The sequence below is a fragment of the Pseudomonas sp. REST10 genome, from assembly GCF_029542605.1.
Lineage (GTDB): Bacteria > Pseudomonadota > Gammaproteobacteria > Pseudomonadales > Pseudomonadaceae > Aquipseudomonas > Aquipseudomonas khazarica.
The window spans coordinates 1,644,921-1,667,391 of the sequence record NZ_CP035677.1 but is presented as its reverse complement, the minus strand read 5'-3'; the positions used below and the strand labels follow the sequence as shown (position 1 = coordinate 1,667,391).

Here is a 22,471-nt window from a genome sequence, read left to right as displayed (position 1 = left end):
TGCGCTCACCGCTCGGTGGACGGGTGAAGCGTCGTCCACCCTACGGAATCACCTCGCCGCCGGCTTCTGCGACTGGCACAAACGTAGGGTGGATGACGCTCTTTTCATCCACCATTGCACTCACAGCACGGTGGACGGGTGAAGCGTCGTCCACCCTACGGAATCCCCTCGCCGCCGGCTTCTGCGACTGGCAAAAACGTAGGGTGGATGACGCTCTTCTCATCCACCACCGCGCTCACAGCACGGTCGACGGGTGAAGCGTCGTCCACCCTACGGAATCACTCTGCGGCTGGCTTCTTGCGCTTGAGCGGTGCGCTGCCGTCGGCGCTGACCAGCGCGGAGGGTTTGCCGGCCGGGCGCGGGCCGCTCTTGCGCTTGGGCGCGGCGGCTTTCTTCGGCTCTTTCTTCTCGGTCTTTTTCTTCTTGCTGCCGGCGGCCTTGCCCGAGGCCTTGAGGTTCTTCGGCCCCTGGTAGACGCCCTTGAGTTCCTTGACGGTGCGGCGCTCGAAACGCTGCTTGAGGTAGCGCTCGATGCTCGACATCAGGTTCCAGTCGTTGTGGCAGATCAGCGACACCGCCAGGCCCTCGCCACCGGCACGGCCGGTGCGGCCGATGCGGTGCACGTACTCGTCACCGGAACGCGGCATGTCGAAGTTGATCACCAGGTCCAGGCCATCGACGTCCAGACCGCGTGCCGCCACGTCGGTGGCGACCAGAACCTTGACCGCGCCCTGGCGCAGGCGCTCGATGGCCAGCTTGCGGTCCTTCTGGTCCTTCTCGCCATGCAGCACGAAGGCCTTGACCCCGGCCGCCACCAGCTTGCCGTAGAGGCGATCGGCCTGCACCCGGGTATTGGTGAAGACGATGGCCTTGTCATAGGTCTCGTTGGCCAGCAGCCAGTCGACGAGCTGCTCCTTGTGGTAGTTGTGGTCGGCGGTGATGATCTGCTGACGGGTGCCTTCGTTGAGCTGGCTGACGCTGTTGAGCATCAGGTGCTGCGGCTGCTTGAGCACCTTGGCGACCATCTCCCGCAGCCCGTTGCCACCGGTGGTGGCGGAGAACAGCAGGGTCTGGTGCGGCCCGCAGGACTCGGCCAGGCGCTGGGCGTCCTCGGCGAAGCCCATGTCGAGCATGCGGTCGGCCTCGTCGAACACCAGCACCTCGACCTCATCCAGCGGCAGGTTGCCGGCATTGGCATGTTCGATCAGACGGCCAGGCGTGCCGATGAGGATGTCGATCTTGCGCATCAGTGCGGCCTGCACCTTGAAGTCCTCGCCGCCGGTAACCAGTCCGGCCTTGAGGAAGGTGAACTGGGCGAAGCGCTCGACTTCCTTGAGCGTCTGCTGCGCCAGCTCGCGGGTCGGCAGCAGGATCAGCGCACGGATGCTCAGGCGCTGCTTCGAGTTGCCATCGCCGAGCAGGCGGTTGAGCAGTGGCAGGACGAAGGCGGCGGTCTTGCCGCTGCCGGTCTGGGCGATCACTCGCAGGTCCTTGCCCTCCAGCGCAGGAGGAATCGCTGCGGCCTGTACCGGCGTCGGCTCGACGAATTTAAGCTCGGCCACGGCTTTCAGCAGGCGTTCATGCAGGGCGAATTGGGCAAACACGGGGGCACTACCTCGAGAAATCGACAAAACGGTGCATAGCCTAACGGTTTCCGGCGTCCGGGCCGAATTTCTTTGCACTCGGCCAACGATAGTCGATGCGTTCGCCGCTACGCTTTCCTACCGGCGGGTGGAACCGAGCGCACCCGCCGGGAGTCAGATTGATATCACTCCAGAGGAGTTTCTCTCATGTTCATGAAGCCTCACTCAGCGGTAGCCTTGAGCCTCTGCGCGCTGCTGGCGGCCTCCCCGGTCCTCGCCAGCCCGCCACCGGGCAAGGGCAAGCAGGGTCACCAAGGCCAGCAGGGCCAGCAGGAAGACGTGCGGATCGACCTGCGTGGCCCGAGCGTCGATATCGGCCGGGTACGTATCGTCCTCGGCGACAACCGCCAGTTGATCGGCCCCACCTCATCCCTGCCACCCGGCATCGCCAAGAACCTGGCTCGCGGCAAGCCGCTGCCGCCGGGCATCGCCAAGAACTTCGACAGCCGCCTGAACGCGCGCCTGCCGCACTACGATGGCTACGAATGGAAGCAGATCGGTACCGACGTGGTGCTGGTGGCGGTCGCGACGGGCATCGTCTACGAAATCCTGCGTAACGTGCTGGACTGAGTGGCCTTCCGACGGTCTGCCGACAAGCGGTATGGCCACTGACGAACTTGTCTCCACGGCATCGCTCAAATCGTCAGATGGCCAGCCGAGAACGCACCATGAGCCCGTCACTGATCTATCACGTCACCTCCAGCCTGGACGGCTACATCGCCCGCCCCGATGGCCACATCGACTGGTTCGATTCGCTGCGCCAGGCCGATGAGGAATACAGCTTCCAGTACTTCTACTCCGGCATCGATGCACTGCTGATGGGCCGCGGCACCTATGAGGCGCTGCTCAAACGCGGCGGCGCCTGGCCCTACCCCGGCAAGCCCTGCGTGGTGCTCACCCGCCTGCCCCTGCCGCGCGCCTCGGACGAGGTGCAACTGACCCACTGCACCCCCGCTCAGGCGGTCGCCGCCCTGGGGGAAGCCGGCTTCCAGCGTGTCTGGCTGGTCGGTGGCAGCCTGCTGGCGGGCAGTTGCTACACCGCCGGGCTGATCGACGAAGTGGTGATCAACCTGGTGCCCCACCTCCTCGGCGCCGGCATCCCGCTGCTGGCGACGGGCATGGAGCGCAGCCTCACGCTCAGCGATCAGCGCCGCTTCAACAGCGGCACCCTGCAGGTGCACTACAAGGTGCAGAACCCCGCCTCGCAGCAGTCGCCCTCGCGCATCAACGCGGCCTGATCACCTCAGGCCGGCGTTTTGCGCAGCAGACGCGCGCTGTCCCAACCGACCAGCAATACGGCTGCCCAGATCGGCAGGTAGGTCAGCCATTGCCCGGCATCGAAGGTCTCCCCCAGCACCAGCAGTGCAACGGCGAACAGCAGCACCGGCTCGACATAGCTGAGAATGCCGAACAGCCCCAGCGGCAACAGCCGGCTCGCCGCCATCATCGCGGCGAAGGCCAGGGTGCCGATCAGCGCCATGCCCGGTACAAGCAACCACAGCGCGGGCCGATTGGCAAAGGCATCCACGGGGCCATGGGTGACGATCAGCCAGATCGCCAGCGGCGCCAGCAGCAGCATCTCGAGCACGAAGCCGGACAGCGCATCGAAACGCATCCAGCGGCGCAACATCATGTAGGGCGGGTAGCCGAGCGCGGTCACCAGCGTCAGCCAGGAAAACGCCTGGGTGCGCCAGAGCTCATGCAGCACGCCGAGCACGGCGCAGGTCACCGCCAGTCGCTGCAACGGGCGCAGGCGCTCGCCGTAGAACACCCGCCCGGTCAGCACCAGGGCAAGCGGCAGCAGGAAGTAGCCCATGGACACTTCCAGCATGTGCCCCGCCAACGGTGCCCAGACGAACAGCCCCCACTGCACGCCGATCAGGGCAGCAGCCACGGGGCAGGCAGCCAGCAGCAGCGGCTCGCGGCGCAGACGCACGAACGTCTCGCGCAGCAGCGCGGTCTGCCGGGCCAGCAGCACCAGCAGCAACACCAGCGGAATGGACCAGAGCACACGCTGCGCGAACACCTGTATGCCGTCCAGCGGCGTCAGCCATTGCACGTAGCCGGGCAGCACGGAGAACAGCACCGAGGCGCCGACGGACAGCGCCACACCGCGCCCGGAAAGCTGCATCAGCCAATCCTCGCGGGCCTGCGCCCCAGGCCCGCCAACGGCAGTGACAGGGCGATGACCGCGCCACCAATGGCCAGGCGCAGCAGATCGGCGTCATGGTTCCAGATCAGCAGGTTGACCAGCAGGCCGGCCGGCACCAGGGCGTTGTTCATCACCGCCAGGGTGCCGCCGTCGACCAGGCTGGCGCCCTTGTTCCACCAGTACAGACCCAGGCCGGAGGCGACTACGCCGAGCCAGCCGAGCACGCCCCATTGCAAGGCGCTGCTCGGCAGCCGCTCGCCATTGCCCAGCAACAGGAAGGCCGGCAATGCGATCAGCAAGGCGCCGAGGTAGAAGAAGCCGAAACGCCGGTACTGCGGCTCGCTCGAGGGAAACTTCAGCAGCAGGTGCTTGTACAGCACCTGGCCGGCGGCGAAGGTGAAATTGGCCACCTGCAGCAGCAGGAAGCCCAGCAGGAAACTGCTGCTGATCCCGTCATAGCGGATGATCCCGGCGCCCAGCACGGCCACCAGGGCGGCGAGCAGCGCCCAGGGGTTGAAGCGGCGGTTGAGCGCATCCTCGATCAGCGTCACGTGCAACGGCGTGAGGATGGTGAACAGCAGCACCTCCGGCACCGTCAGCACCGAGAAGCTGAGGTACAGGCAGACGTAGGTGATGCCGAACTGCAGCGCACCGATCACCAGCATGCCGCGCACGAAGGCCGGAGCGTGACCGCGCCAGCGGGTCAGCGGCAGGAACAGCAGGCCGGCGATGACGATGCGCGTCAGCACCGCGAAATAGCTGTCGACCCGACCGGCCAGGTACTCGCCGATCAGACTGAAGGAAAAGGCCCACAGCAGGGTCACTATCAGCAGATATCGCACAGCCACCTCCGAAGGAAGGCGGCGACCTTAGCGCGTTCGCCGGCAGCGGACAATGCATGCCCGGCCAGCGCCCGGTCGGACATGCAAAAAAGCCGGCCACCTCGTAGCGAAGCGACCGGCGCAACACGCCCGTGGACGGGCGCTCAGGAGAGAGTGGGATCAGGCGACCTCGGCCACCTTGGCCCTGGCCTGGGCCAGGCCCTTTTCGCTGAACTCGGCACCCAGGTTCAGGCCTTCGGCGTGGATGAACTGCACATCGTGGATACCGATGAAGGCCAGCGCCTGGCGCAGGTAGGGCTCCTGGTGATCCAGCGCACTGCCGGCGTAGATACCGCCACGGGCAGTCAGCACGAAGGCGCGCTTGCCGGTCAGCAGGCCCTGCGGGCCGGTCTCGGTGTACTTGAAGGTGACGCCGGCGCGCAGCACGTGGTCCAGCCAGGCTTTCAGGGTGCTGGGGATGGCGAAGTTGTACATCGGCGCCGCCAGCACCAGCACATCGGCTGCCAGCACTTCGTCGGTGAGCAGATTGGAGCGCGCCAGGGCGGCCTTCTCCGCCTCGCTCTGCTGCTCGCTCGGCGTCATCCAGCCGCCCAGCAGCGTGGCGTCGAGGTGCGGCACCGGGTCGACGGCCAGGTCGCGAACCTGGATCTGGTCGGCCGGGTGAGCGGCCTGCCAGTTGGCGATGAATTGCTGGGTCAGCTCACGGGAAACCGAACCTTGTTGGCGCGCGCTGCTTTCGATCACGAGAATACGGGACATACCTGAGGCTCCATCGAGGTGGGTAGGAATCGATGGAGCACAGACTAGGTCCACAACATTCGATTAAAAAGCGCAAATATCCGCTTACATATATCGACAAAGTTGATTTATGGATGGGCCGGGTCTAGGCTCTGGTTACTTCAGGCCACAGGTCAGGTCGACCCGCAGGCGAATCACGCTGCGGCTGAACTTCACCGTCATGTTGTTGCTGGCCCCCGGTGTCAGCACGGCTCGCCGCGTACGTGGCGCTTCCGGGCCGTTGCGGAACACGGCGCTGCATTCTGCTTCACTCTCGCCGTAGTTGTAGAGCACCAGCGCTGCCATGTTGTGATCGATTTCCTGAGTGGTGGCCGATACCTCGGCGCCGTTCAGCTGTTTCTCCACATCGATCGGATAGGCGTGGGCAGCCAGGGGCAGCAGGGCGAACAACAGGCAGAAGATTTTTTTCATCGGTGCTCTCCATCGTCGGAGCGCCAGTGTAGGTCGAGATCGCCGGCGATGACAGCCGGTAACAGGACAGTGTCATGAAAGCTCCCCGTGTAACCCTGGACCAGTGGCGTACCTTGCAGGCGGTCGTCGACCAGGGCGGTTTCGCCCAGGCCGCCGAGGTGCTGCATCGCTCGCAATCGTCGGTGAGCTATACCGTGGCGCGCATGCAGGAGCAGCTCGGCGTGCCGTTGCTGCGCATCGACGGGCGCAAGGCGGTGCTGACCGAGGCCGGCGACGTCCTGCTGCGCCGCTCGCGGCAGCTGGTCAAGCAGGCCAGCCAGCTGGAAGACCTGGCCCACCACATGGAACAGGGCTGGGAGGCCGAGGTGCGCCTGGTGGTCGACGCCGCGTATCCGACGGCGAACATCGTCCGCGCACTGACCGCCTTCATGCCGCAGAGCCGTGGCTGCCGCGTACGCCTGCGCGAGGAAGTACTGTCCGGGGTCGAGGAAGTGCTGCTGGAAGGCACCGCCGACCTGGCCATCAGCGCCCTGAACATCACCGGCCACCTGGGCATCGAACTCGGCGAAGTGGAATTCGTCGCCGTGGCCAACCCCGAGCACCCCTTGCATCGCCTGCAACGGGAACTGAGCTTCCAGGACCTCGAGGGCCAGATGCAGGTGGTGACCCGCGACAGCGGCCGCCTGCAGCCACGCGACGCCGGCTGGCTCGGCGCGGAACAACGCTGGACCGTGGGCAGCCTGCCGACCGCGCGGACCTTCGTCAGCAGCGGCCTGGGCTTCGCCTGGCTGCCGCGCCACCTGATCGCGCGTGAACTGCAGGAGGGCCTGCTCAAGCCCCTGCCGCTGGCCCAGGGCGGCCTGCGCAAGCCTCGCTTCTTTCTCTACAGCAACAAGGACCGGGTCCTGGGCCCGGCCACGCAGATTCTCATCGAACTGATCAAGAACTTCGACGCCGCGCCGCTGGACGCTCCGTTCGCCGCGCCGCAGTCCAGCCACTGAGAGCCGCCCCATGCCCTACTTCGACAACGATGGCTGCCAGCTGCACTACGAGGACTACGGTCACGGTACGCCGCTGCTGCTGGTGCACGGTCTGGGTTCGAGTACGCGCGACTGGGAGTACCAGATTCCTGCCCTCAGCCCGCACTACCGGGTCATCGCCCTCGACGTGCGCGGGCATGGCCGCTCGGACAAGCCGCGCGAGGCCTATCGGATCACCGACTTCGCCGACGACGTGGCCGCGCTGATCGAACACCTGCAACTGCCCGCCGTGCACCTGGTGGGCATTTCCATGGGCGGCATGATCGGCTTCCAGCTCGGCGTCGACCGCCCCGAGCTGCTGCGCAGCCTGACCATCGTCAACAGCGCCCCCGAGGTGAAGGCCAGGAGCGCGCGTGACTGGCTGGAGGTCGGCAAACGCTGGACGCTGTCCCGCCTGCTCAGCCTGGACAGCATCGCCAAGGCCCTCGCCAGGCTGCTGTTCCCCAGACCGGAGCAGGCCGACCTGCGGCGCAAGGTGGAGGAACGCTGGCCACAGAACGACAAGCGCGCCTACCTCGCCAGTCTCGACGCGATCATCGGCTGGGGCGTGCGGGAACGCCTCGCACGCATCACCTGTCCTACGCTGGTCATCACCGCGGACCGCGACTACACCCCGGTTGAACGCAAGCGCGAATACGTGGCAGAAATGCCTGACGCGCGCCTGCTGGTGATCGAAAATTCGCGCCACGCCACACCACTGGATCAACCTGAACGCTTCAATAGCGCCCTGCTCGCCTTTCTCGGTGAAGCAGACACCACTGCCAACAAGGAAAACTGACCATCATGCTCAAGCAACTCGTTATCGCCGCCGGCGCCCTGCTGCTGTCGACCAGCCTGCTGGCCGCGGAAAACCCCAAGGTACTGCTGACCACCAGCATGGGCGAAATCGAAGTGGAACTGGCCGCCGACAAGGCGCCGATCAGCACGCAGAACTTTCTCAAGTACGTGGACAGCGGCTACTACAACGGCACCCAGTTCCATCGCGTGATTCCCGGCTTCATGATCCAGGGCGGCGGCTTCGATGCCGACCTGCGCCAGAAGGACACCGACGCACCGATCAAGAACGAGGCCGACAACGGCCTGCACAACGTGCGCGGCACTCTGGCGATGGCCCGCACCCAGGTACGCGACTCGGCCACCAGCCAGTTCTTCATCAACCACAAGGACAACGCCTTCCTCGACCACGGCTCGCGTGACTTCGGCTATGCCGTGTTCGGCAAGGTGACCCGTGGCATGGAGGTGGTCGACAAGATCGCCCAGGTGCCGACCGGCAACCGCGGCATGCACCAGAACGTCCCCCGCGAGCCGGTGCTGATCATCGACGCCAAGCGCCTGTAAGCCGCGCACCAACGAAAAAGCCGCCCGATGGGCGGCTTTTTCGTTTGCCAGAGGCGCTTACTTCTCGACGAAGGCGCGCTCGATCAGGTAGTCACCCGGCTCACGCATGCGCGGGGAGATCTTCAGGCCGAAGCTGTCGAGCACTTCGGCAGTCTCGTCGAGCATGCTCGGGCTGCCGCAGATCATGGCGCGGTCGTCCTGCGGGTTGATCGGCGGCAGGCCGATGTCGGCGAACAGCTTGCCGCTGCGCATCAGGTCGGTCAGGCGGCCCTGGTTCTCGAACGGCTCGCGGGTGACGGTGGGGTAATAGATCAGCTTGTCACGCAGAGCCTCGCCGAAGAATTCGTTCTGCGGCAGGTGCTCGGTGATGAACTCGCGATACGCCACTTCGTTCACGTAGCGCACGCCGTGCACCAGGATCACCTTCTCGAAGCGCTCGTAGGTTTCCGGGTCCTGGATCACGCTCATGAACGGCGCCAGGCCAGTGCCGGTGCTGAGCAGGTACAGGTGCTTGCCGGGGTTCAGGTCATCGAGCACCAGCGTGCCGGTAGGCTTCTTGCTGATGATGATCTCGTCGCCTTCCTTGAGGTGCTGCAGCTGCGAGGTCAGCGGGCCGTCGGGCACCTTGATGCTGAAGAACTCCAGGTGCTCTTCCCAGTTCGGGCTGGCGATGGAGTAGGCACGCATCAGCGGGCGACCATTGTCCTGCTGCAGGCCGATCATCACGAACTGGCCATTTTCGAAGCGCAGGCCCGGATCGCGGGTGCACTTGAAGCTGAACAGCGTATCGTTCCAGTGGTGGACGCTGAGCACGCGCTCGACGTTCATATTGCTCATGATGATCTTTCCTCGGGAAGCACAGCGCCTTCGGCGCGATTGCGCGGCATTTTATTCGCGGCAACAATATCTGTTAAGTGGATTATCAAGATATAGGTTATCGGTTATATCGATATGCGATTTACTCTCAGACAACTTCAGGTATTCGTCGCGGTCGCCCAGCAGGAGAGCGTCTCGCGCGCGGCGCAGTCACTGGCGCTCTCGCAGTCCGCCACCAGCACCTCACTGACCGAGCTCGAACGCCAGTCCGACTGCCAGCTGTTCGACCGCGCCGGCAAGCGCCTGGCGCTCAATGCCCTGGGGCGCCAGCTGCTGCCGCAGGCGGTGGCGCTGCTCGAGCAGGCACGCGAGATCGAACGCCTGCTGGGCGGCAAGAGCGGCTACGGCTCGCTCAACGTCGGCGCCACGCTGACCGTGGGCAACTACCTGGCCACCCTGCTGATCGGCAGCTTCATGCAGCAGCACCCGGAGTGCCGGGTGAAACTGCAGGTGCACAACACCGCCCACGTGGTACAGCAGATCGCCCACTACGAGCTGGACCTGGGCCTGATCGAAGGCCACTGCCAGCACCCGGATATCGAGGTGCAACCCTGGGTCGAGGATGAACTGGTGGTGTTCTGCGCACCGCAGCACCCGCTGGCGGCACGTGGCACGGCGAGCCTGGAGGAACTGACCTGCGAGGCGTGGATTCTGCGCGAGCAGGGCTCGGGCACCCGGCTGACCTTCGATCAGGCCATGCGTCATCACCCGCGCAAGCTGAATATCCGCCTGGAGCTGGAGCACACCGAGGCGATCAAGCGCGCCGTGGAGTCCGGCCTGGGCATCGGCTGCATCTCACGTCTGGCCCTGCGCGACGCCTTTCGGCGCGGCAGCCTGATGCCAGTGGAAACCCCCGAGCTCGATCTGCGCCGGCAGTTCTATTTCATCTGGCACAAGCAGAAGTATCAGACGGCCGCCATGCGCGACTTTCTCGAGCAGTGCCGCGCACTGACCGCCGGGGTGGCCCGCAGCGACCAGATCGTCCTGCCAGCCATCGTCTGAGCCTGGGGCCCGTCAGCCTGGAATCGACTCCATCTGCTGCAGCAGCAGCGCCGCCTGCGTGCGCGTGCGCACGCCGAGCTTGCGGAAGATCGCCGTGACATGCGCCTTGACCGTCGCCTCGGAGACGTTCAGTTCGTAGGCGATCTGCTTGTTCAGCAGACCTTCGCAGACCATGGTCAGGACCCTGAACTGTTGCGGGGTCAGGCTGGCGAGCCCGGCACTGGCGGCCTTGGCCTCCTCGGAAACCGGGGCGCTCTCCTCGGCCATCGGCGGCCACCAGGTATCGCCGTCGAGCACCTGGCGCACGGCCAACTGCAGGGTTTCCAGCGGGCTGGACTTGGGAATGAAACCGCTGGCACCGAACTCGCGGGAGCGGTTGACCACCGAGGCTTCCTCCTGTGCGGAGATCATCACCACCGGAATCTGCGGGTATTGCCCACGCAGCAGGACCAGGCCGGAGAAACCGTAGGCACCCGGCATATTGAGGTCGAGCAGAACCAGATCCCAATCACTCTTGTCGGCCAGGCAGGCCTCCAGCTCAGCGATGCTGGCAGCCTCCACCAGGCGCACATCCGGCCCCAGCCCCAGGGTCAGTGCTTGTTGCAGCGCGCTGCGAAACAGCGGGTGGTCATCGGCAATCAGGATTTCATAGGCGGCCATCGGCAGATCCTGCTCTTGTTATGAGTGGCACTGAGGTGAGTATGACAGTGCTTATTGGCTGACGACCCGCTCAAGACTGTTCATCCATCACGACAGACTCCCCACTCGGACCGACGGCGGCGCCCAGCATGCCGAGCTGTGACGGGGTGGTCAAGTTCAATGCTTTGCGGCAGGATGCGCAGCTTTCCTGCCGAGAAGCTCCGATGCGAAGCCAAGCCCTGCGCGCCGACCTGTTGATGCTGATTACCGCGATGATCTGGGGCAGCGCCTTCGTCGCCCAGCGACTGGGCATGGATAACATCGGCCCCTTCCTTTATACCGGCCTGCGCTTCGCCCTCGCCTGCCTGGCGCTGGTCCCGGTACTGATGCTGCTGCAACGCCGCCAGAAACGCCCCGCCGCACCCTTGAATCGCAACCTGCTGCTGGGTGGCATCGTCATGGGCCTGGCCCTGTCGCTGGGCATCAACCTGCAGCAGGTCGGCCTGCTGTTCACCACGGTGACCAACTCGGGCTTCATCACCGGGCTCTACGTGATCGTGGTGCCGATTCTCGGTCTGCTGATCGGCCAGCGCAGCAGCGTCGGTATCTGGCTGGGCGCCAGCCTCGCCGTGGTCGGCATGTTCCTGCTCAGCGTCGGCGAGGGTTTCACCGTGGCCTCCGGCGACTGGCTGCAACTGGCCGGCGCCTTCGTCTGGGGTATTCACGTGCTGCTGGTGGGCTTCTTCGCCAACCGCCATGACCCGTTGCGCCTGGCGCTGATCCAGTTCATCACCTGCGCGGTGATCAGCCTGCTGCTGGCCCTGGTGTTCGAGACGGCCACGCTGGACGGCATCCTCGCGGCCGCCCCGGCCATCGTCTATGGCGGCTTGTTCGGCGTCGCGGTGGGCTTCACCTTGCAGGTGGTCGCGCAGCAACATGCGATCGCCTCGCATGCGGCGATCATCCTGTCCCTCGAGGCGGTGTTCGCCGCCATCGCCGGCGCCCTGCTGCTGGGCGAGATGCTGGCGCCACGCGGTTACCTGGGGTGTGCCCTGATGTTCGGCGGCATGCTGCTGGCCCAGTTGTGGCCGAAGCCGCTGCCGGCCGCGCTCAGCGATAGCCCTGCAGGCGCTGATGCAACGCGTCATTGAGGTCGAGCGGCAAGCGCCGCTTGGCTGCCAGGTAGTGCTGACTGAAGGCATCCAGGTAATCGTCCAGGGCCTCGCCCGCGCGCGAGTCGCCGGCCAGCTCCAGGCACATGGCCGCCACTTCGGCGGTGCACAGGTGCTCGCCGCGCGTGGAGCGACGCAGGCGATAGCGTGACAGCTGCGCCGGGGTCAGGCTGAGCACCGGCAACGCGTCCAGGTAGGGGCTCTTGCGAAACATCTTGCGGGCTTCCGTCCAGGTGGCATCGAGCAGCACGAACAACGGCCGCTTGCCGGGCGCCAGCTGCACCTCCTCCACCACGCGCTGCGGCGCCACGTACTCGCCGGGGAAGACCAGGTAAGGCTGCCATTGCGGGTCGGCCAGCAGCGCGAGCAGCGCCGGCTCCACCGCCGTGCGCGTCCAGCCGAAGGCATGGGTTTCGGGCACCACATCGGCGATCAGCCAGCCCGTATTGCTCGGCTTGAGCGCCTCGATGTCATGCATCACCAGGCACATGGCGGCATTCGCCTGCACCTGCGGACGCCAGGCGCACAGACAGTAGTCCGGCTGCACGCGGCAATGCGGGCAACGCTCGGCACGGGAACCGCGCGCAACGAAGGGTTTCAGGCTGCGTGCCAGGCGTTCTGCACGCAGACGGGCAACGGCATGTGGGGCGGGATGGCTCATGAAGGCGACAACGACGAAAGGGGGCGCAAGTCTAGCACCCCCATCCGCCGCCCAGGCGCCTCAGAAGCGGTGGTTCAACGCCAGGCCGATGAAGTGGATGCGCGTTTCGTACTCGCCACGGAAGTTGCCGCCGTTGCCGGTGCAGCGCACTCCGCTGTCCTGATACAGACCTCCGGCCCCCGGCGCCCAGCCGGCCGGAGAGCAGCCGTCCTGGTAATCCATCTTGCCGCTGGAGAACTGCACGTAGCTGTAGGCCAGGTCCACCGAGGTATCGGGGGTCATCTTGTAGTTGGCACCGAGCGACAGCCAGTAGCGATCCGCATCGGGGAACGCCGGGTGGCGCAGCTGCGGCGAGTTGACGGGCGAACGGTCGTAAGCGACCCCGCTGCGCAGGAGCAGGTCGTCGCTGTACTGATAGTTCATGCCCAGGGAGATCTTGTAGGTGTCCTTCCAGTCCTGCTCGACGTTCAGATCCCCCTCGGTGACGCCGTTGAAATAGGGATAGCCGGCCACCTGATCGATGCCGATGCGCACCTCGTCCAGTCGCGAATGACGGGTGAAGGTCAGGTCCGCCATCAACGCCACCCTGTCGTTGAGCTGATGGAAGACGTTGAAGGAGAGCATTTCCGGAGTATCGATCCTGGTCTTGGCCCTGGAATTCGGATGCAGCCTCGTCGCCGCGAAGTCGCCCGCGTTCACCCAGTTGCCTTCATCGAACAACTGCTGAAGCGCCTCTGCAGGCGGAACGTAGATGTTGAAGATGGGGATAGTGAATCCACCTGCCAGCGACGTATCCGGAGAGGGAACGCCCCCTTGCACATCGGCAAAACTCCATTTGGTCTCACCTTCCAGGGTGTGCTTGATGTTGGAGCGATAGGACACCCCGAAGCGCGTCGACTCGGTGGGCTCCCACAGGTAGCCGATGTTCCAGCCGAAGCCCCAGTCGTCGCCCTTGACGCGAAAGTAGCCATCGCCCTGGACGTTGTCGGCGAAGTTGCCGGCCACGCAGTCGACGAAGCCATCCCGGTCGGCCACGCCGTTGCACGAGCGGATTTCCTCGGGGACGGGAACACCGGCGATGCCTCCGACTATAGGCCCCAGAATGGGGCTGGCGGCATTACGGGTGTCCTGGTAGTTGGCGTCGACGAACTGCCCCGCCAGTTGCCTCGACGCCCCCTTGACGTCCGCCGCACCGCGCTGGATCGACTTGATGTACTGCGCCGACACGCCGAAGCCGATGCTGTGATGCTCGTTGAAGCGAAAGCCGATGCTCGGGTTGAACGTCACCGTTTCCAGGCTGGCCGACTGGATGGCGTAGCGCCCGGCCCAGTCCTCCTTGTAGTCCAGCTTGGCACCGAACGGCGTGAAGATGCCCAGGCCGATCGTGACCCGGTCATTGATCTCGTGAGAGATGTAGAAGTTGGGCGCGGCGGCGGCATCCGGGAGAAACTCGCCCGCATCCCCCGATAGCGGGTTGCCGAACACGTCCGTGCTGCCCTTGTCCTCGTAGTCACCATCGGGCAGCAGGATGGTCAGGCCGGACGTCACCTGCGTACCCTTGAGTCGGGTCAGGCCCGCCGGGTTGTAGAAAATGGTCGAAGGATCGGCCGCCTCGGCGCCATTGGCATGCGCGGAACCCTGCGCCGCCACCGACTGCGAACCAAAGTGATAACCGGATGCCTGTACCTGCGTAACGGGCGAAACCAGTAGACTGCCGACCATCACATGCGATGGCCAACGCCGATAGAGTCTTGTCATTGTTATTCTCCTGCACGCTGCTTGAACACCCAGCAGCCAACGCCTCATTCGCGACAGACTTCAGGCAGGTCTGCGCAGGCGGCGTCCGACTGCAACGCGGCTCAAGGTTGAGACGTGCAGGACTGGCCGATGATCCCCGGCCTTTGGTCGTGATGGCGGAAGACAGCGTTTGGCCAGCATGTGGCCGTCGGTAACACCGCTGGCAAAGGGGCCAGTGGCCATTTCGCGAACATTCGTGCGGGGGCCCTGTCCAACCCTCGTCCAAGCTTTCAGGAGTCACACCCCATGTTGCGTTACATCCTTCCCGCTCTCGCGCTCAGCCTGATGCTGCCGACCGCCCAGGCCGCTTCGCTGAAGGAAATGGAATTGACTCGGACACTGGAACAGGTCGCCCGGCAGAGCAGCGAAGGCACGCCACGCGCGATCAACGAGGACATTCTCGACCAGGGCTATACGGTGGAAGGTCACACGCTGATCAACCACCTCAGCGTGCGTCCGGCGCATGCCGCGCAGATGCGTGGCAACCCGGACACCGTTCGCTCGCAACTGGCGGCGAGCGTCTGCCGCAACCCGGGCTATCGCAAGCTGCTGGCCGATGGCGCGCAGCTGCGCTACCAGTTCAGCGAATACCGCAGCAACCGCCCTGTGACCGTCGAGGTCTTCGACAAGAGCGACTGCGGTATCTGAGCGAACGCCTCGCTCAGCCCCTCTCCGCTCGGCGCTGCGCGTCATCCGCGCGCAGCTCGGCGAGCAGTGCCTCCATGTAGCGCGAGCGACGCACACCGCCCTCCAGACGTCGCAAGCATTCGTCCTCGAGGCTCAGCTGGTTGGTGCGTGCTGCCTGCTGCAGCATGTCGTAGAGCTCCGCCTCGACCTGCAGAATCAAACTGGGCATACCTGCCCCTCCCTTCCTGTTCACCTCACAGCAGACTCGACGCCGGCAGCGAGGTTCCCCTTCCCTGCCCTGGCCGCTTGCAGATGGCGCGCCTGTAGTCGCCAGGACACGCCGGGCGGAGTCGCTCGCACCCCGGCGCGGGCGTCGCTGCGCAGCAGCCGCACAGATGAATCGGCCCCGCATCCAACAAGTAAATCAGACGGCCGAACGCAGCCCGGCCACTCGGACGAACGGCAGCGCTGCGGGATGACTATGCTGAGTGAAGGTAGCGCTGCGCGCCCGGACGTCGGCTGATCTGCGTCAACCCTCGCCACGCGCAGAGCCGGCAGACTCGAGCCATCACCACGACAAGGATAGAACCATGGCCCTGCTCACCTTCATCGGCGCGATCCAGCAAGTCACAGGCTCCTGCTACCTCGTGGAAAGCCGCGACGGCGCCAGGGTGCTGCTCGAATGCGGCATGCATCAGGGCCGCCGCCAGGAGCAGGAACAGAACCACAGCCGCTTTCCGTTCGATCCGAGCAGCCTGGATGCCGTGGTCATCTCCCACGCCCACCTCGATCACAGCGGCCTGCTCCCGCGCCTGGTGGCGGAGGGTTACCGCGGCCCGATCCACGCCACCGAAGCCAGCTGCGAGCTGCTCGAACTGATGCTGCTGGACGCCGCCTTCCTCCAGGAAAAGGACGCCGAGTGGGAAAACCGCTGGCGGGCGCGCCAGGGCAAGCCTGCCGTTCAACCGCTGTACACCCAGGCCAACGCGGAGCAGGCGCTCAGCCAGCGGCGACCGCATGCCTACGGCGAAGCGGTCGAGGTCGCCAAGGGCATAACGGTGACCTTTCACAATGCCGGCCACATTCTCGGCTCGGCGATCGTCGAGATGCAGGTGGAGGATCATCACCTGCAGCGCCACCTGGTGTTCTCCGGCGACCTGGGCAACACCTGCTCGCCGCTGATGCAGGCGCCTGCGCACCTGAACCGGGCGGACGTGCTGCTGATGGAGTCGACCTACGGCGACCGTGACCACCGCTGCAGCGAGGACACCCTGGAAGAGCTGGCCGCGATCCTGCAGCAGGCACACAACGAAGGGGGTAACGTCCTGATTCCCTCGTTCGCGGTCGGCCGCACCCAGGACCTGATCTACTACCTCGGGCGCTTCTACCAGGAGGGCCGCCTGCCGCAGCAGGCGGTATTCCTCGACAGCCCCATGGCCATTCGCGCCAACGCCATCTACAGCCGCTTCCACGACCAGTTCGCCGCTCCGGATCGGGCGGCACTGGCGGCCAAGGGGGTGAAACGCATCGAGGATTGGCTGCCCGTGCTGCGCTGCACGCCAACGGCCGAGGAATCGATGGCGATCAACCGGATCAAGAGCGGCGCGATCATCATCGCCGGTGCCGGTATGTGCAATGGCGGGCGCATCGTCCATCACTTCAAGCACAACCTCTGGCGCGAGAACTGTCACCTGATCTTCCCCGGCTTCCAGGCCAAGGGCACGCTCGGCCGCCTGATCGTGGAGGGCGCCGAGACGGTCAAGGTGCTGCACCAGCGCATCGCGGTGAAAGCCAAAGTACATACCCTCGGCGGCTTCTCCGCCCATGCCGGTCAATCGCAGCTGCTCGACTGGGCCAGCCAGTTCGAACACCACCCGGAGCTGTACCTGGTGCACGGTGAACTGGAGAAGATGCAGGCGCTGCAACAGGCCCTGCGCGAACGGCTGAACTGGATCGCCAACATTCCCGAACCCGGCGAGCAGATCGCCCTGTAGCACCGACAGCGAAACGCCAACCTGGCTGTGGCAAGCTGTGGGCATGTGAACCGGGAACCCGCCGGACCAGAGGAGAACGCGCATGCCTTATGAACCGGATGACTATCTGTCGCGTCACGTCCAGACCAGCGAAGTCGACCTGAGCAGCAGGGTCGACGAACTGGTGGCACTGGCCGCGCCAGGCAACAGCCCCAACCTGCCGCTGTACCGGGAAATGTTCACCACCGTGATCCACATGGCCCAGGCGGATCGCAACCGCTGGGACGCCAAGATCATGCTGCAGACGCTGCGCGAGATGGAGCATGCCTTCGGTGTGCTGGAGCAACTGAAGAGGCGCCGCAAGGTCACGGTATTCGGCTCGGCACGCACCCCTGCCGATCATCCGCTGTATCAGCAGGCTCGCGAACTGGGCGCCTTGCTGGCGCGACGCGACCTGATGGTGATCACCGGCGCCGGTGGCGGCATCATGGCGGCGGCCCACGAAGGTGCCGGTAGCGAGAACAGCCTGGGCTTCAACATCACCCTGCCCTTCGAGCAGACGGCCAATGCCACGGTGCGCGGCAGCCACCAGTTGCTGTCGTTCCACTTCTTCTTCCTGCGCAAGCTGTTCTTCGTCAAGGAGGCGGACGGCCTGGTCCTCTGCCCGGGCGGCTTCGGCACGCTCGACGAAGCCCTGGAAGTGCTGACGCTGATCCAGACCGGCAAGAGCCCACTGGTCCCCGTGGTGCTGCTCGACCAGCCGGGTGGCAGCTACTGGAAAGACGCGCTGGGCTTCATTCGCCGCCAGCTCGAAGGCAACGGCTACATCCTGCCCACGGATCTGAACCTGCTGCACCTGGTCCACAGCGCCGAGGAAGCGGTGGACGAGATCGCGCGGTTCTACCGCAACTTCCACTCCAGCCGCTGGCTGAAGGACCGCTTCGTGATTCGCCTCAACCACCCGCTGAGTGACGCGGCACTGGCGCAGCTTCACGACAGTTTCGCCGGGCTGTACAAGGAAGGTGGCTTCGTCCAGCAAGCGTACTGCGAGCAGGAGCGCGACGAGCCGGAACTCTGCCACCTGACTCGTCTGGCCTTCGCCTTCAACGGCCGGGACTACGGCCGCTTGCGTGCGCTGCTGGACTTCGTCAACGAGCCGGCGAACTGGGCATCACGCCCGTAGCGCGGATGCAATCCGGGTGACACACAGCAAAAAAAGCCCAACACTGGCTGGGCTTTTTCGTTGGTAGCGCAGGCTCAGGCGTTGCCTGCCACCTTCATGCGCGCCGCCTGGGTGAAATCGAGCATGCGCTTGAGCGGCTTGATCGCCTTGGGAATCAGCGCCGGGTCGACATGAATCTCCCCGGAACCTTCGCGCAACCCGGTCAGCACACGCTCCAGGGTGTTCATCGCCATCCACGGACAATGCGCGCAGCTACGGCAGGCCGCGCCATTGCCGGCCGTGGGCGCCTCGATGAAGGTCTTGTCGGGGCACAGCTGCTGCATCTTGTAGAAGATGCCGCGGTCGGTGGCGACGATGAAGGTGGAGTTCGGCAGGGTCTGCGCGGCCTTGATCAGCTGACTGGTGGAACCCACCGCATCGGCCAGCTCGACCACGTTCTGCGGCGATTCGGGGTGCACCAGAATGGCGGCATCCGGATACAGCGCCTTCATGTCCAGCAGCTGCTTGGACTTGAATTCCTCGTGGACGATACAGGCACCGTCCCAGAGCAGCATGTCGGCGCCGGTTTCGCGCTGGATGTAGTTGCCCAGGTGCTTGTCCGGCGCCCAGATGATGGTCTCGCCGTTGTCCATCAGGCTCTCGACGATTTCCAGCGCGCAGCTGGAGGTCACCACCCAGTCGGCACGCGCCTTCACCGCCGCCGACGTGTTGGCGTAGACCACCACGGTGCGCTCCGGATGCTGGTCGCAGAACGCGCTGAACTCGTCTACCGGGCAACCCAGGTCGAGCGAGCAGGTCGCCTCCAGCGTCGGCATCAGCACGCGTTTTTCCGGATTGAGGATCTTCGCCGTCTCGCCCATGAACTTGACCCCGGCCACCACCACGGTCTGCGCCGGATGCTGATTGCCGAAACGGGCCATCTCCAGCGAGTCGGAGACGCAGCCACCGGTCTCCTCGGCCAGCGCCTGGATCACCGGGTCGCAGTAGTAGTGCGCCACCAGCACGGCGTTCTGCTTCTTCAGCTCGGCGGCGATCTCACGGCGATAGAAGGCCTCCTCTTCGGCCGTCAGCGGCTTGGGCTGCTTGGCATCGAGGTGGGCCTGAACCAGAAGGCGTTCGGAAATCTGCGACATATCTCAAACCTGTGGCGCTCGTACGCGAGCCGCGAGTATACACCCTGCTCTGCGCAGCCACTGCCACAGTCAGGACACGGACCTGGCCGGGGGCTTTTTCAGGGCAAAAAAAAGCCAGTCTTGCGACTGGCTTTTGCGATTTGGTGGGTCGTGTAGGATTCGAACCTACGACCAATTGGTTAAAAGCCAACTGCTCTACCAACTGAGCTAACGACCCAACGCGAGGCGCATGATACTGATTTAATTCAGGAAATCAACACTCTGCGAAAAATTTTTCAGAAATAGCGGGTAGCGTCGGGCACACCGGCCGCAACGAAACCGGCCGCACGCAGCCGGCAGCTGTCGCACTTGCCGCAGGCTCGGCCGTCGTCATCGGCCTGGTAACAGGACACGGTCAGCGCATAATCCACACCCAGGCGCATGCCGGCCTGGATGATCTCGCCCTTGCTCATCTGCTGCAGCGGAGCGCGAATGCTGAAGCCCTGCCCCTCTACGCCGGCCTTGGTGGCCAGGTTGGCCATGCGCTCGAAGGCCTCGACGAACTCGGGCCGGCAATCGGGATAGCCGGAATAGTCCACGGCGTTGACGCCGATGAAGATATCGCGTGCTCCGAGCACCTCGGCCCAGCCCAGGGCGAGCGCCAGGAATACCGTGTTGCGCGCCGGCACATAGGTGGCCGGGATGCCCTCGGTCGGTGATTCGGGCACGGCGATGCTGCTGTCCGTCAGAGCCGAACCACCGATGCCGTTGAGATTGAGGCCGATGACCTTGTGCTCGACGACGCCCAGCTGCCGCGCCACGCGTTCGGCCGCCTGCAGCTCGGCGCGATGGCGTTGCCCATAGTCGAAACTCATGCTGTAGCAGCTGTAGCCCTCGGCCTTGGCCATGGCCACCACCGTGGCCGAATCCAGGCCGCCGGAGAGAAGAATTACCGCGTTCTTGTCACTCATGCTCAATGTCCCGGCTCGTCGTTCCAGAGAATCTTGTGCAGCTGCAGCTGCAGGCGTACCGGCAGGTTGTCCGTCACTATCCAGTCAGCCAGCGCACGCGCATCGACCTGCTTGTGGCTGGGCGAGAACAGCACCTCGCCGGCACGCGCTGCCAGGTCGTGCTGGATCAGCCTGGACACCGCCCAGTCGTAGTCCTCGCGCGAGCAGATGACGAACTTGACCTGGTCGTTGCGCGTCAGCCATTCGATGTTCTCGTAGCGATTGCGCTGCACCTCGGCCGAACCCGGGGTCTTCAGGTCGAGCACCTTGCTCACCCGTGGATCGACGGCCGAGACATCGAGTGCGCCGCTGGTTTCCAGCGACACCTCGTAGCCGGCGTCACAGAGTTGCTGCAGCAGCGGCAGGCAGTTGGGCTGGGCCAGCGGTTCACCTCCGGTGACGCAGACATAACGCGGTTTGTAGCCCGCGACCTGGGCCAGGATGCTGTCCAGGCTGACCACTTCGCCGCCACTGAAGGCATAGGCGGTGTCGCAGTACTGACAGCGCAGGGGGCAGCCGGTCAGGCGTACGAATACCGTCGGCAGACCGGCGGTACGCGTCTCGCCCTGCAGCGAGTAGAAAATCTCGGTGATGCGCAGGGTTGCTTGCATAAATAGCCACGGGCGTGATGACGAAACAGGCCATCCGCCTCCGTTGCGGGAAAGACGATGGATACAGGCAGTAAAGCCCGATCCGGCAATGGCGCCAGCGCAGGAACATCAGCCGAGCTGAAACCCCGCGCGCGACGCGCCGCGCATTCTAAAGGAAGTCGCTCGCGCAGATAAGCAAAACCCGCGACAAGCGCGGGTTCGTGGCCAAGCGATGGTGCGCCTTACAGACGCTGCAGGTCGCGCTGCGCCAGTTGTGCGGCAGAGCTGCCCGGATACTGGGCGATCACCTGCTGGAGAATGCCCCGTGCCTTGTCGTTGTTACCCAGGCGACGCTCGACGTCGGCCAGCTTGAACAGCGAATCCGGCACCTTGGAATGGCTGGGGTAGGCCTGGCTGACCTTGGCGAAGGCCTTGCCGGCAGCCTGCAGGTCACCCTTGGCCAGGTTCACTTCACCCAGCCAGTACTGCGCGTTGCCGGCGTACTGGCTGTTGGGGTAACGATTGAGGAACGCCGTGAATGCCTGCGACGCCTTGTCGAAGTCCTTGGCCTTGATCAGGTCGAAGGCGGCGTCGTAGTAGAGCTTTTCCTTGGCCGGATCGGCCGCCTCGGCGCTGCCCTGCTGCTGAGCGGCAGGCGGCGTCGGGGTGTCGTTGGCGTTCACCGCGCCATCGGCAGAATTCTGTGCGGGAGTACCACCGGCAGCGGCGCCGGAGGAAAGGCGTTGATCCAGATCCTGGTAACGCTCCAGGCCTTCCCGTTTGAGGCGCTGGATTTCATTCTGCTGTTCTTCCAGCATGCCACGCAGCTGGGCGATCTCCTGCTGCATCTGCTGCAGCTGATTGAACAGCATGCCCTGCGCCGATACCTGGGCACCTGCCCCGGTACCGGCGGAGGCGCCGGCCGTACCATAACCCGCCGGTGGATAGCTGCTGCCTTGCATGGAGCTGCTTTCCAGCACGGGAACTTCCGCCATTGCCACGAGTGGCAAGGCGAGCGTCAGAGCGGTCAGAGTACGGCGGCACTTAAGCATGGCAAATTACTTGCGCAGCTCTACGCGACGGTTCTGAGCCCAGGATTGCTCGTCGTTGCCAGTGGCAACCGGACGCTCTTCACCGTAGGAAACCAGCTCCAGCTGAGCCGGGGAGACGCCCTGCAGAACCAGGTAGCGCTGAACGGCCTTGGCGCGACGCTCGCCCAGAGCCATGTTGTACTCGCGGGTACCGCGCTCGTCAGCGTGGCCTTCCAGAACGACGCGGTTGCCGTTGGCTTTCAGGTCCTTGGCGTGTACGTCCAGAGCGCGCATGGCTTCGGCTTTCAGGTCGGAGCTGTCGTACTCGAAGTAGAAGGTGGTGATAGCGCGCAGGGCCGCTTCTTCGCTCAGGCTGCCGTCGACAGCACCGGTGTTGGCGCCGTAGCCGGCGTTCGGGTCTACTGCGCCTTCGCCAGCAGCGTCACCGCCTTTGGAGGAGCAACCTACAGCAACGGCGAGAGCCAGGGACAGCGCAGCGAACTTACCGAATTTCAGCATTTCCATCATGTAACTCCTAATGAACCCCAGTTGTGTTAAGCAAGATTGGTGAAGC

At 64.8% G+C, this 22,471-nt stretch carries 25 protein-coding genes and 1 tRNA gene; 10 read left to right on the top strand and 16 right to left on the bottom strand.

Annotated features, from left to right (window positions below):
- Positions 1–278: 278 nt before the first annotated feature.
- Positions 279–1,604: a DEAD/DEAH box helicase gene (locus EWH21_RS07770; protein ID WP_179553697.1), complete on the bottom strand. Its 1,326-nt coding sequence runs from the start codon at positions 1,602–1,604 to the stop codon at positions 279–281.
- Positions 1,605–1,790: 186 nt separating this feature from the next.
- Here EWH21_RS07770 and EWH21_RS07765 point away from each other — a divergent pair, with 186 nt between their 5' ends.
- Together EWH21_RS07765 and EWH21_RS07760 are read left to right on the top strand one after the other, a co-directional pair.
- On the top strand, positions 1,791–2,213 hold the full coding sequence (locus tag EWH21_RS07765) for an anti-virulence regulator CigR family protein (RefSeq protein ID WP_047588106.1): 423 nt from the start codon (positions 1,791–1,793) through the stop codon (positions 2,211–2,213).
- A gap of 98 nt (positions 2,214–2,311) precedes the next feature.
- Complete coding sequence (locus EWH21_RS07760; RefSeq protein ID WP_179553695.1) at positions 2,312–2,881, top strand: dihydrofolate reductase family protein; 570 nt, start codon at positions 2,312–2,314, stop codon at positions 2,879–2,881.
- Positions 2,882–2,886: 5 nt separating this feature from the next.
- On the opposite strand, the gene rarD is transcribed toward EWH21_RS07760, so the two are convergent.
- The 4 genes from rarD to EWH21_RS07740 all read right to left on the bottom strand — a co-directional run bounded on the left by rarD (position 2,887) and on the right by EWH21_RS07740 (position 5,846).
- Complete coding sequence (gene rarD / locus EWH21_RS07755) at positions 2,887–3,774, bottom strand: EamA family transporter RarD (RefSeq protein ID WP_150608593.1); 888 nt, start codon at positions 3,772–3,774, stop codon at positions 2,887–2,889.
- Positions 3,774–4,637 (bottom strand): carboxylate/amino acid/amine transporter, encoded by an 864-nt coding sequence (locus EWH21_RS07750; RefSeq protein ID WP_277700218.1) that lies wholly within the window; start codon positions 4,635–4,637, stop codon positions 3,774–3,776. Before EWH21_RS07750 ends, rarD begins: the two co-directional genes overlap by 1 nt.
- 159 nt (positions 4,638–4,796) lie before the next feature.
- Positions 4,797–5,396 (bottom strand): FMN-dependent NADH-azoreductase, encoded by a 600-nt coding sequence (locus EWH21_RS07745; RefSeq protein ID WP_152488161.1) that lies wholly within the window; start codon positions 5,394–5,396, stop codon positions 4,797–4,799.
- 135 nt (positions 5,397–5,531) lie between these two features.
- The gene (locus tag EWH21_RS07740; protein ID WP_037047329.1) at positions 5,532–5,846 is read right to left on the bottom strand and encodes a hypothetical protein; all 315 of its coding nucleotides are present in this window, start codon (positions 5,844–5,846) and stop codon (positions 5,532–5,534) included.
- Positions 5,847–5,920: 74 nt separating this feature from the next.
- On the opposite strand from EWH21_RS07740, the gene EWH21_RS07735 reads away from it, so the two are divergent.
- From EWH21_RS07735 to EWH21_RS07725, 3 genes are read left to right on the top strand one after another with little or no spacing between them, the layout of a single operon-like run.
- Positions 5,921–6,847 carry a LysR family transcriptional regulator gene (locus EWH21_RS07735; protein ID WP_037047327.1) on the top strand — a complete coding sequence of 309 codons (927 nt, stop codon included), beginning with the start codon at positions 5,921–5,923 and terminating at the stop codon, positions 6,845–6,847.
- A 10-nt stretch (positions 6,848–6,857) separates the two neighbouring features.
- Positions 6,858–7,664 (top strand): alpha/beta hydrolase, encoded by an 807-nt coding sequence (locus EWH21_RS07730; RefSeq protein ID WP_277700217.1) that lies wholly within the window; start codon positions 6,858–6,860, stop codon positions 7,662–7,664.
- 5 nt (positions 7,665–7,669) lie between these two features.
- The gene (locus EWH21_RS07725) at positions 7,670–8,224 is read left to right on the top strand and encodes a peptidylprolyl isomerase (RefSeq protein WP_150608583.1); all 555 of its coding nucleotides are present in this window, start codon (positions 7,670–7,672) and stop codon (positions 8,222–8,224) included.
- A 57-nt stretch (positions 8,225–8,281) separates the two neighbouring features.
- On the opposite strand, the gene fpr is transcribed toward EWH21_RS07725, so the two are convergent.
- The gene (fpr, locus tag EWH21_RS07720) at positions 8,282–9,061 is read right to left on the bottom strand and encodes a ferredoxin-NADP reductase (RefSeq protein ID WP_037047321.1); all 780 of its coding nucleotides are present in this window, start codon (positions 9,059–9,061) and stop codon (positions 8,282–8,284) included.
- A gap of 114 nt (positions 9,062–9,175) precedes the next feature.
- Between fpr and EWH21_RS07715 the strand changes: the two genes are divergently transcribed.
- Positions 9,176–10,102, top strand: a complete 927-nt coding sequence (locus EWH21_RS07715) for a LysR family transcriptional regulator (protein ID WP_037047319.1) — start codon at positions 9,176–9,178, stop codon at positions 10,100–10,102.
- 12 nt (positions 10,103–10,114) lie between these two features.
- Here the strand turns inward: EWH21_RS07715 and erdR are convergent, their stop codons facing one another.
- Entirely contained in the window at positions 10,115–10,762 is a 648-nt protein-coding gene (gene erdR / locus EWH21_RS07710; RefSeq protein ID WP_037047317.1) for a response regulator transcription factor ErdR, read from the bottom strand.
- Positions 10,763–10,965: 203 nt separating this feature from the next.
- Here erdR and EWH21_RS07705 point away from each other — a divergent pair, with 203 nt between their 5' ends.
- Positions 10,966–11,892 carry a DMT family transporter gene (locus EWH21_RS07705; RefSeq protein ID WP_277700216.1) on the top strand — a complete coding sequence of 309 codons (927 nt, stop codon included), beginning with the start codon at positions 10,966–10,968 and terminating at the stop codon, positions 11,890–11,892.
- Here EWH21_RS07705 and EWH21_RS07700 read toward each other — a convergent pair.
- Both EWH21_RS07700 and EWH21_RS07695 read right to left on the bottom strand, forming a co-directional pair.
- A complete protein-coding gene (locus EWH21_RS07700) occupies positions 11,852–12,574 on the bottom strand; it encodes a tRNA-uridine aminocarboxypropyltransferase (protein ID WP_277700215.1) in 723 nt (240 codons plus the stop codon). The genes EWH21_RS07705 and EWH21_RS07700 overlap by 41 nt on opposite strands.
- Before the next feature lie 60 nt (positions 12,575–12,634).
- Positions 12,635–14,332 carry an OmpP1/FadL family transporter gene (locus tag EWH21_RS07695; RefSeq protein ID WP_277700214.1) on the bottom strand — a complete coding sequence of 566 codons (1,698 nt, stop codon included), beginning with the start codon at positions 14,330–14,332 and terminating at the stop codon, positions 12,635–12,637.
- A gap of 285 nt (positions 14,333–14,617) precedes the next feature.
- On the opposite strand from EWH21_RS07695, the gene EWH21_RS07690 reads away from it, so the two are divergent.
- A complete protein-coding gene (locus EWH21_RS07690) occupies positions 14,618–15,019 on the top strand; it encodes a quorum-sensing-regulated virulence factor family protein (RefSeq protein ID WP_037047310.1) in 402 nt (133 codons plus the stop codon).
- A gap of 13 nt (positions 15,020–15,032) precedes the next feature.
- Here the strand turns inward: EWH21_RS07690 and EWH21_RS07685 are convergent, their stop codons facing one another.
- The gene (locus EWH21_RS07685) at positions 15,033–15,227 is read right to left on the bottom strand and encodes a hypothetical protein (protein WP_037047308.1); all 195 of its coding nucleotides are present in this window, start codon (positions 15,225–15,227) and stop codon (positions 15,033–15,035) included.
- Positions 15,228–15,588: 361 nt separating this feature from the next.
- Between EWH21_RS07685 and EWH21_RS07680 the strand changes: the two genes are divergently transcribed.
- Together EWH21_RS07680 and EWH21_RS07675 are read left to right on the top strand one after the other, a co-directional pair.
- Positions 15,589–16,992 (top strand): MBL fold metallo-hydrolase, encoded by a 1,404-nt coding sequence (locus tag EWH21_RS07680; protein WP_277700213.1) that lies wholly within the window; start codon positions 15,589–15,591, stop codon positions 16,990–16,992.
- Positions 16,993–17,074: 82 nt separating this feature from the next.
- Complete coding sequence (locus tag EWH21_RS07675; protein ID WP_047592716.1) at positions 17,075–18,154, top strand: LOG family protein; 1,080 nt, start codon at positions 17,075–17,077, stop codon at positions 18,152–18,154.
- Positions 18,155–18,228: 74 nt separating this feature from the next.
- Here the strand turns inward: EWH21_RS07675 and nadA are convergent, their stop codons facing one another.
- The 6 genes from nadA to pal all read right to left on the bottom strand — a co-directional run bounded on the left by nadA (position 18,229) and on the right by pal (position 22,422).
- Positions 18,229–19,287 (bottom strand): quinolinate synthase NadA, encoded by a 1,059-nt coding sequence (gene nadA / locus EWH21_RS07670; RefSeq protein WP_150608573.1) that lies wholly within the window; start codon positions 19,285–19,287, stop codon positions 18,229–18,231.
- Positions 19,288–19,428: 141 nt separating this feature from the next.
- Positions 19,429–19,504 (bottom strand) — tRNA-Lys (locus EWH21_RS07665).
- Positions 19,505–19,562: 58 nt separating this feature from the next.
- Positions 19,563–20,237, bottom strand: a complete 675-nt coding sequence (queC, locus tag EWH21_RS07660; protein WP_277700212.1) for a 7-cyano-7-deazaguanine synthase QueC — start codon at positions 20,235–20,237, stop codon at positions 19,563–19,565.
- A gap of 2 nt (positions 20,238–20,239) precedes the next feature.
- A complete protein-coding gene (queE, locus tag EWH21_RS07655; RefSeq protein ID WP_277700211.1) occupies positions 20,240–20,887 on the bottom strand; it encodes a 7-carboxy-7-deazaguanine synthase QueE in 648 nt (215 codons plus the stop codon).
- A 221-nt stretch (positions 20,888–21,108) separates the two neighbouring features.
- The gene (ybgF, locus tag EWH21_RS07650; protein ID WP_277700210.1) at positions 21,109–21,918 is read right to left on the bottom strand and encodes a tol-pal system protein YbgF; all 810 of its coding nucleotides are present in this window, start codon (positions 21,916–21,918) and stop codon (positions 21,109–21,111) included.
- Between the two features lie 6 nt (positions 21,919–21,924).
- Positions 21,925–22,422 carry a peptidoglycan-associated lipoprotein Pal gene (pal, locus tag EWH21_RS07645; protein ID WP_037047296.1) on the bottom strand — a complete coding sequence of 166 codons (498 nt, stop codon included), beginning with the start codon at positions 22,420–22,422 and terminating at the stop codon, positions 21,925–21,927.
- Between the last annotated feature and the right edge of the window lie 49 nt (positions 22,423–22,471).